Annotated in this window: 6 protein-coding genes and 1 pseudogene; 5 read left to right on the forward strand and 2 right to left on the reverse strand. The window is 39.1% G+C overall.

What is annotated here, in order from left to right; genetic code table 11:
• A partial coding sequence (locus FTT88_RS12455) for an MBL fold metallo-hydrolase (protein WP_180173981.1) occupies positions 1 to 980 on the reverse strand: 980 nt, incomplete at its 3' end.
• A gap of 261 nt (positions 981 to 1,241) precedes the next feature.
• Here FTT88_RS12455 and FTT88_RS12460 point away from each other — a divergent pair.
• Positions 1,242 to 1,616, forward strand: a complete 375-nt coding sequence (locus FTT88_RS12460) for a diacylglycerol kinase (RefSeq protein ID WP_168378310.1) — start codon at positions 1,242 to 1,244, stop codon at positions 1,614 to 1,616.
• Between the two features lie 140 nt (positions 1,617 to 1,756).
• On the opposite strand, the gene FTT88_RS12465 is transcribed toward FTT88_RS12460, so the two are convergent.
• A complete protein-coding gene (locus FTT88_RS12465; protein ID WP_168378085.1) occupies positions 1,757 to 3,361 on the reverse strand; it encodes an isocitrate lyase in 1,605 nt (534 codons plus the stop codon).
• 683 nt (positions 3,362 to 4,044) lie between these two features.
• On the opposite strand from FTT88_RS12465, the gene FTT88_RS12470 reads away from it, so the two are divergent.
• From FTT88_RS12470 to FTT88_RS12485, 4 genes and pseudogenes are all read left to right on the forward strand, one after another.
• Positions 4,045 to 5,037, forward strand: coding sequence for a LysR family transcriptional regulator (locus FTT88_RS12470; protein ID WP_078191331.1), 993 nt, complete (start codon positions 4,045 to 4,047; stop codon positions 5,035 to 5,037).
• A 129-nt stretch (positions 5,038 to 5,166) separates the two neighbouring features.
• Positions 5,167 to 6,495, forward strand: coding sequence for a hemolysin family protein (locus FTT88_RS12475; RefSeq protein WP_078191332.1), 1,329 nt, complete (start codon positions 5,167 to 5,169; stop codon positions 6,493 to 6,495).
• A 54-nt stretch (positions 6,496 to 6,549) separates the two neighbouring features.
• A complete protein-coding gene (locus FTT88_RS12480; protein WP_180003383.1) occupies positions 6,550 to 6,828 on the forward strand; it encodes a hypothetical protein in 279 nt (92 codons plus the stop codon).
• Between the two features lie 267 nt (positions 6,829 to 7,095).
• Positions 7,096 to 7,842, forward strand: a pseudogene (locus FTT88_RS12485) (citrate:proton symporter); the annotation flags it as partial.
• Between the last annotated feature and the right edge of the window lie 112 nt (positions 7,843 to 7,954).

Raw genomic sequence — 7,954 nt, forward strand, 5'->3', positions numbered from 1 at the left:
GGAGCTAAATTTAGCGGGTTCCAACGGAACTGACCATCATTCATTTCACTAATTTTACCAATACCCGGAAATGGTAAATGTGCAAATGCAACGAAGGTTTGCTCTTGAGCAAAACGTTTAAAAATTGCTAAACGAGTTTCACTGGCTTTGACCGGATCGACATCAAAATCGACAGATAACTTGGGTTGTTCAAACTGTAAATGATAGGAATGAACCACATCGCCGAGGATAGCAAAACTTTTAGCTTGTGATTTTAAGATAAAAGAATAATGCCCCGGTGTATGTCCAACACTCGGTAAAACCTCTAAACCATTAATCACCGAACCAACGCTAAAGGTCTTAAAACTCCGCATGGTCTGATAAGGCGCAATCGCAGCTTTAATTTTTGCAACAGTTGCTAAATAACCGTCACGTTTTTCGGCAGCTAAAGTGTCAACGGTGTTTTCACTTAACCAATACTGACTTTCTTGTTCATTGACGTAAACCGTTGCATTTGGAAACACGGCCTTGCCTTGTTTCGCAATGCCACATGCATGATCTGGATGTAAATGGGTTAAGAATACACTGCGTACACGATTAAGCTTATAGCCAGCTGCTTCAATATTTTGTGCAATAGAACCTAAGTTCGGACCAAAACAACTGGCTGCACCACTATCGACAAGACTGATGCCGCCTTGTCCATCATCAATCAGGTAGGCATTGACACTGGTTTGTATGCCTTTGCTCTGATCAACCGCAAGCTTTTGAAATAAGGCACTGACTTCTTCTGGAGTTAAGTTTTGTTTAAACAAATCAGGACTTAATTCGAGTGTCCCATCTTTTAAAGCAATGACTTTATACGCACCCACTTGGAAAGAATAAAATCCCACGGGCTGAGTCACATTCGTTTTGATTTCCGTTTGAATAAATGCCGGCTCTGCACTGACAAACTGGCTGGTTAAAAGTGTTGCTGCAAGCACAGCAAAACTAAAGTTTTTCATTGTTGACCTATATCACTTTTATTATTTCATGCAATGAAGCAAAGGCTTTAAAATTAAAAAATTTAAACGCCTGTATTGTGCCTGAAATTCAGGCAGATTTTAAGTCTAATAATGAATAAACATAGCACTAACTTGATACAGGCTTATGTAAATCCCCTTAAATTTTTAGGCCCAATAAAATAAAAACTGAATGCAAGAAAACTTTAAGCTTGGCATGCTATATTTTCGCCAGTTTTTAAATCTATACGTCTGTACAGTGCTATGAGTGAAATTTCCCCGTTTAAAGGCAAATCTGGATTTAAACGAATTTTAAATGCAACGCAATATTCCCTCGACGGATTCAAAGCTGCTTATCAAAATGAAGCTGCATTTCGACAAATTGTCTGGATGAATATTGTGCTTATTCCTACCAGTTATTTTCTCGATGTGAGTCGTGCTGAACATGCCCTTATGGTAGTGGTGTGCTTATTTGCCTTGATAGTTGAGTTATTCAATTCTGCCATTGAAGCCGTTGTCGACCGCGTATCTTTAGACAAGCATCCACTTTCTAAAATTGCAAAAGATATGGGGAGTGCCGCTCAATTCGTTGCTTTAGCAATTATCTTTTTTACTTGGTTTATTATCCTTTTGCCTTAAATAAAGGCTGTCTCACTCTATTTGCAGGGTTATGCCCTGCTTTTTTATATCGACACACTTCAATAAATGAATTTAAGAAGATTTTAAAGCCATAAAAAAACCCAGCTTTCGCTGGGCTTTTTTTCGAATCAGTTCAATGCTTAGTGAGCAGCGAATTGGTTCATTGTGTTTTTCGCATCGTCACCCGCTTTAAGCGCGTTGTCACCAGCGAAGATTTCTTTGTGGTCGTCACCGATGTCAGAACCAGCCATTGCTTGGTGTTTAACACAAGAAATCGTACCGCGGATTTCTTTACGTTGAACGCCAGCTACATAAGCAAGCATACCTTGGTCGCCGAAGTAACCTTGAGCAAGCTCGTGAGTAGAAAGAGCAGCTGTATGGTAAGTCGGAAGTGTGATCAAGTGATGGAACACGCCCGCTTCACGAGAAGCATCAGCTTGGAACGTACGAACTTTTTCGTCAGCTTCAGCAGCTAATTCAGAGTTATCGTATTCAGCGCTCATTAGTTTAGCACGGTCGTAAGCAGAAACGTCTTTACCTTCAGCAACCCAACGGTCGTAAGCTTGTTGACGGAAGTTTAAAGTCCAGTTGAATGAAGGCGAGTTGTTATAAACAAGTTTCGCATTTGGAACTGTTTCTTTAACACGGTTAACCATGTGAGCGATTTCTTCAACGTTTGGAGTCGCAGTTTCGATCCAAAGAAGGTCAGCACCATTTTGAAGGCTAGATACACAGTCAAGTACAACGCGGTCAATTTGCGTGTCTGGACGGAACTGGTACAAGCCAGAAGCAAGACGTTTTGGACGGTGAAGTTTACCGTTACGCTTGATTAGGATTTCGTCTTCTTGAGCTTCTGAAATGTCAATTTCAGTTGTGTCTAAGTAGCTGATGTATTGAGAAGCGATGTCGCCTGGCTCTTTAACCACTGGGATTTTTTGAGTCAAGTCAGCGCCTTCAGAGTCAGTACGAGCAACGATGATACCGTCATCAAGACCCATTTCTAAGAATGCATAGCGAAGAGCGTGGATTTTCGCGATGAAGTCTTCGTGTGGAACTGTAACTTTACCAGCTTGGTGACCACATTGTTTAGCGTCAGATACTTGGTTTTCGATTTGAAGTGCACAAGCACCCGCTTCGATCATTTTCTTAGCTAGTAAGTAAGTCGCTTCTTCGTTACCGAAACCAGCGTCGATGTCAGCAATAATTGGCACAACGTGAGTTTGGAAACCGTCGATTTGAGCAGTGATTTCAGCAGCTTTAGCAGTATCACCAGCTTCGTTTGCTTTTTTAAGCGCACGGAACAAGTCGTTTAATTCTTTCGCGTCAGCTTGACGTAGGAAAGTGTAGATTTCTTCGATCAATGCAGGTACTGAAGTTTTTTCGTGCATAGATTGGTCAGGAAGTGGACCGAATTCTGAACGAAGAGCTGCAACCATCCAACCTGAAAGGTAGATATAGCGACGTTCAGTTGTACCGAAGTATTTTTTGTTCGCAATCATTTTTTGTTGTGCGATGAAACCGTGCCAGCAACCTAATGATTGAGTGTATTTGCTAGAATCAGCATCATAAGCAGCCATATCACGACGCATAATAGCAGCTGTATATTTCGCAATGTCTAAACCAGTTTTGAAACGGTTTTGCATTTGCATACGTGCAGCATCTTCTGGGCTAATATCGCGCCAAGTGCTTCCGAATTTTGCTTTTAATTCACGGATTGCATCAATCGCTGTTAAGTATGTAGACATGATATGTTCCTGTAATAATATTAGGATTTTTCTGCAACGTAAGGCTAAAATCATACCCTCGAATGATTGTTCAGATTTAGAACACTTCGTTGCGATAGACACAGAGTAGATTGACTAAAAAAATTAATCCAATATTCTGCATTAATTTTCGGTATTTATTTAAAAAATATGTAGATTAAAGTCGTATTATAATAATTAACCAATATTCATAAGTATTTGTATTTAAATACTTTTATTAATATATTTTGCTAATTTTCTTGTCTATTTTTCAAACATTTTGATGAATTATTCTTCATTAGACTTAAGTCGACTGAGCATTCACTTTTAAAAAAAACAGCATTTTTTACGCCATTTTTGCCCAAATTTACCGAGCTAAATACTCGGTTATTCCGTCTTCAAATGATCATACAAATGAGATATTTCATCTAATTTTTTTGTTTTATGAATATCACTTCGCATAAACAAGATTGCTCCGTATTTTTATTTCATTTACTTAAAAATATCGGTCTAAACAGGTAATAAGTATTTAAGATAATATATGCTGGCACTTCAGCAAATTTGTCTTAAAACTGCCGATTTTTAGTACAAAGTACACGTCATTTTTTCATCCATTTTTTACACAAGCCTTAGTAGTTATGGCATAATCAGATAAATTTCATGATTTTATTGTCGGTATTTATTTTATGAATCTGGAGCGGGTCGATCTCAATCTATTAATTTATCTTGATGTACTACTTCGTGAAAAAAATGTGACTCGTGCTGCCGAGCAACTGGGTGTAACTCAGCCTGCGATGAGTAATATTTTACGTCGTCTACGCAACTTATTTAATGATCCACTTCTTATTCGTTCTTCAGAAGGTATGACACCTACAGAACGTGCACTTGAATTACAGCCACGTATCCGTGATGCACTTTCTGACCTTTCGATGATTTTGGAACCCCGTACCGAGTTCCGACCTTACACTTCAAATCGTGTCTTCCGCATCATGACTTCAGATTATGCTGAAGCAACACTGGTACCGCGCCTAGTAAAAGCTTTGCGCTCCGAAGCACCCAATGTGGTTCTGGACTTTTTAACACCAAGTGATGTGTCTTATCGAGATATGGAACAAGGTAAAGTCGACTTGGCGATTAACCGCTTTAATGAAATTCCGCAAAGTTTCCACCAAGTTTTGGTCTGGCGTGACAGTTTTTCATGCCTTTTAAATGCCAAGCACCCTGCTGCAAATAACTTAAACCTGAAAAGTTATCTAGATGCACAACACATTTGGGTGTCTAAAACAGGTATGGGTGTTGGTTTTGGTGTCAATCCTGAAAAACAAGCGGGTCTAGGTTGGATTGATCAAGCCTTAGAACGTATTGGCCAAAAACGTAAAATTTCAGTTTTCACCCGTCATTATCAAATGCCAGGCTTATTGGCATCGAATGTTGACTTAGTTGCGACTCTGCCAAGCCGTATTGCTCGCCTTCAAGCTAAAAGTCAAAACCTATTACTTCGTGATCCTCCATTCTATATTCCTGAATTTGAATTAAAAATGGCGTGGTGTCCGTTACTTCATCATCACCCTGCTCATCGCTGGTTACGTCAACTTATTTTGTATGTTGCACGTCAAATGATTGAAGAAGAAAACCGCGAATACTTAATGAATAACTCTCAGTTTTCACAGTATCAGTAATTAACTCTTTAATTCCTTATTAATTCAAACGTATACTGTCACTATATAGGTAGTAGTTAAGACTACTACCTTGCCCATTTTTGTGTTAGAAATACAGAAAAATAGAATGAATCACAAACAGGTGTATTCGTGAGCCTTTTCCAAAATATTGTCATTATTATTCTCCTGATCGTCGGTGCGGGTTTTCTATCCTTAACAGAAATTGCCCTTGCGGGTGCACGAAAAGTAAAGCTTAAAATTTTGGCTGAATCTGGAGATTCACGTGCACAACGTGTGCTTGACTTACAAGCTAACTCAGCAGACTTTTTCGCCGCATCACAAATTGGCTTAAATGCCGTGGCAATTCTCGGCGGTATTTTGGGTGAAGGTGCATTTCGTCCTTATTTCATAACCTTAGTGACCCGTTTTTATCAGGGCCCGTGGACTGAAACCATAGGATTCACCCTGTCGTTTACCTTAGTCACCTCCTTATTCATTCTATTTGCTGATTTGATGCCAAAACGTTTGGCGATGATCGCACCTGAAAAAATTGCCGTCGCTGTTGTAGACCCGATTCAAATCTTTATTAAGGTATGTAAGCCAATGGCGTGGGTGATTAATGCCATTGCCAATTTGTTGTTTCGTTTATTCAAAGTGAATACAACACGTGATGACAATATTACCTTTGACGATATTTCAGCCGTGATGGATGCCGGTGCTCAAGCTGGTGTACTACAAAAGCAAGAACACCACTTTATTGAAAACGTATTTGAACTGGAAGAACGTAATGTCCCTTCAAGTATGACTACACGTGAAAATGTGGTGTACTTTACCCTAAAAGAATCAGAAGCCAGTATTCGTCAAAAACTCGCTGAATTTCCATATTCGAAGTTTTTGGTCTGTAGTGAAAATATTGATGACGTGATTGGCTATGTAGATGCCAAAGATATTTTGGTTCGAATCCTCAACAATCAGTCACTTTTACAGCTCAACGAAAATACCATTCGTAATGTCCTCACGATTCCAGATACTTTAACACTGTCCGAATTACTCGATCGTTTCCGTTCAACCAAAGAAAAATTTGCCGTTGTAATTAACGAATATGCGTTGGTTGTCGGCGTTATTACCCTCTCCGACATTATGATTACCGTGATGGGCGACTGGGTAACACCGATTGAAGCAGAACAACAAATTATTAAACGTGATGCGGATTCTTGGCTTATCGATGGCAGTACACCAATTGAAGATTTAAAGCATGCCCTCGCTTTAGATGAAATGCCCGATGAAGAAAACTATGAAACCCTTGCGGGCTTTATGATGTTTAAACTGCGTAAAATTCCACGTCCAGCTGACTTTGTTACTTATCATGGCTACAAATTTGAAGTTGTGGATGTAGACCACTTTAAAATTGACCAATTATTAGTGACCCGCTTACAACAGGCTGAAACTGAACTTGATACACCAGAAGAATCGGATTAATTCGATTCTTCTTTTTTCTAAAACAATAAAATATAAATACGATGGAATACGAAGATGTCTTTTTCACTTAAAGCGATTTTGACTTGCTTTAGTTTTTATACTGGGGCTTATCTGATCTATTATTTTTTTAAAGCTCATCCTCAACCTTTATTTCTATTGGTCGGTGTTACACTGATCGCCACTGCGTGGTTTTTAACGCCTTATCCCTATGAACGCGGTCGACAACGCTATGACGAAACCATGCGGTTTGGTCTGTTTTTTTATAATCCCTTAATATTTTGGTTCCGATTTTTTAGTTGGCCGATTCGGACCCTATTGTCTATTTTTGCTTAAGCGCATTTGTTGTAATCAAACTGTATCTGCACAGCACTTACAGTTCTCTACTGATGTTGAATAAATGTAAACAGACCACATTTTTTGAATAAAAATTAAAATAAATCGAAAAACCACCCTTCCTTAATACCTTCATTATTAATGACTATTTCTTATTAAAATAGTGATGTATTTCACATTTTCTCACCTTTGTTTTGACTGATGAAATTTCTCTTTATGCTCTGCCCTTGGATTTAAAAACAGCTTTATATTTCAAAGGAATGAACCATGTTAACCGTACTCGGTTTGGGCATGATCTTGTGCTTTATGTATTTGATCATGTCGAAACGCTTAAGCCCACTTGTTGCTCTGACTTTAATTCCCCTACTTTTTGCCTTGATTGCGTGGTTACTTGGTTTTTATTTTGACAGCTTGTCACACATACAAATAAATGAAATTGGCGACATGATGATTGAAGGTGTAAAAAAACTTGCACCGACTGGCATCATGCTGCTTTTTGCGATTCTGTATTTTGCCATCATGATTGATACAGGTTTGTTCGACCCTTCGGTGAAATTTATTTTAAAAATGGTCAAAGGTGATCCCTTAAAAGTCGTTCTTGGAACCATTACCCTGACGTTAATTGTCTCTTTGGATGGAGATGGTTCTACAACCTATATGATCTGTGTTGCGGCCATGCTGCCACTCTATAAGCGCTTAGGTATGAGCCCATTGATTATGGCATGTTTGATTATGCTCTCTAGTGGAATTATGAATCTTACACCTTGGGGTGGGCCTACTGCCCGCGCCGCCAGCGCGCTTCATGTCGACCCAAGTGATGTATTTGTTCCGATGGTTTTACCGATGTTATTTGCCATCGGCTGGTTGTACTTCTTAGGAACCATGTATGGCCGCATGGAAAGAAAGCGTCTAGGAATTGTCCAATTGGATATCAGCCATGGTGAAAACATTCAAATCTCAGATAATCCAGAAGCCAACCGCGCAGATTTACGTTGGTTTAATAGATCTCTTTCATAAATCAAAAAACGATCTTCTTTTTGGTTAATATTTGCACTCCGGATTTCTTAGCATTCGTGCATAATCTGCGGATGAAATACATCGATTCAAACAAGCTTTCTGATCCTCA

This window comes from Acinetobacter sp. YH01024 (genome assembly GCF_013420195.1).
GTDB classification, from domain to species: domain Bacteria; phylum Pseudomonadota; class Gammaproteobacteria; order Pseudomonadales; family Moraxellaceae; genus Acinetobacter; species Acinetobacter amyesii.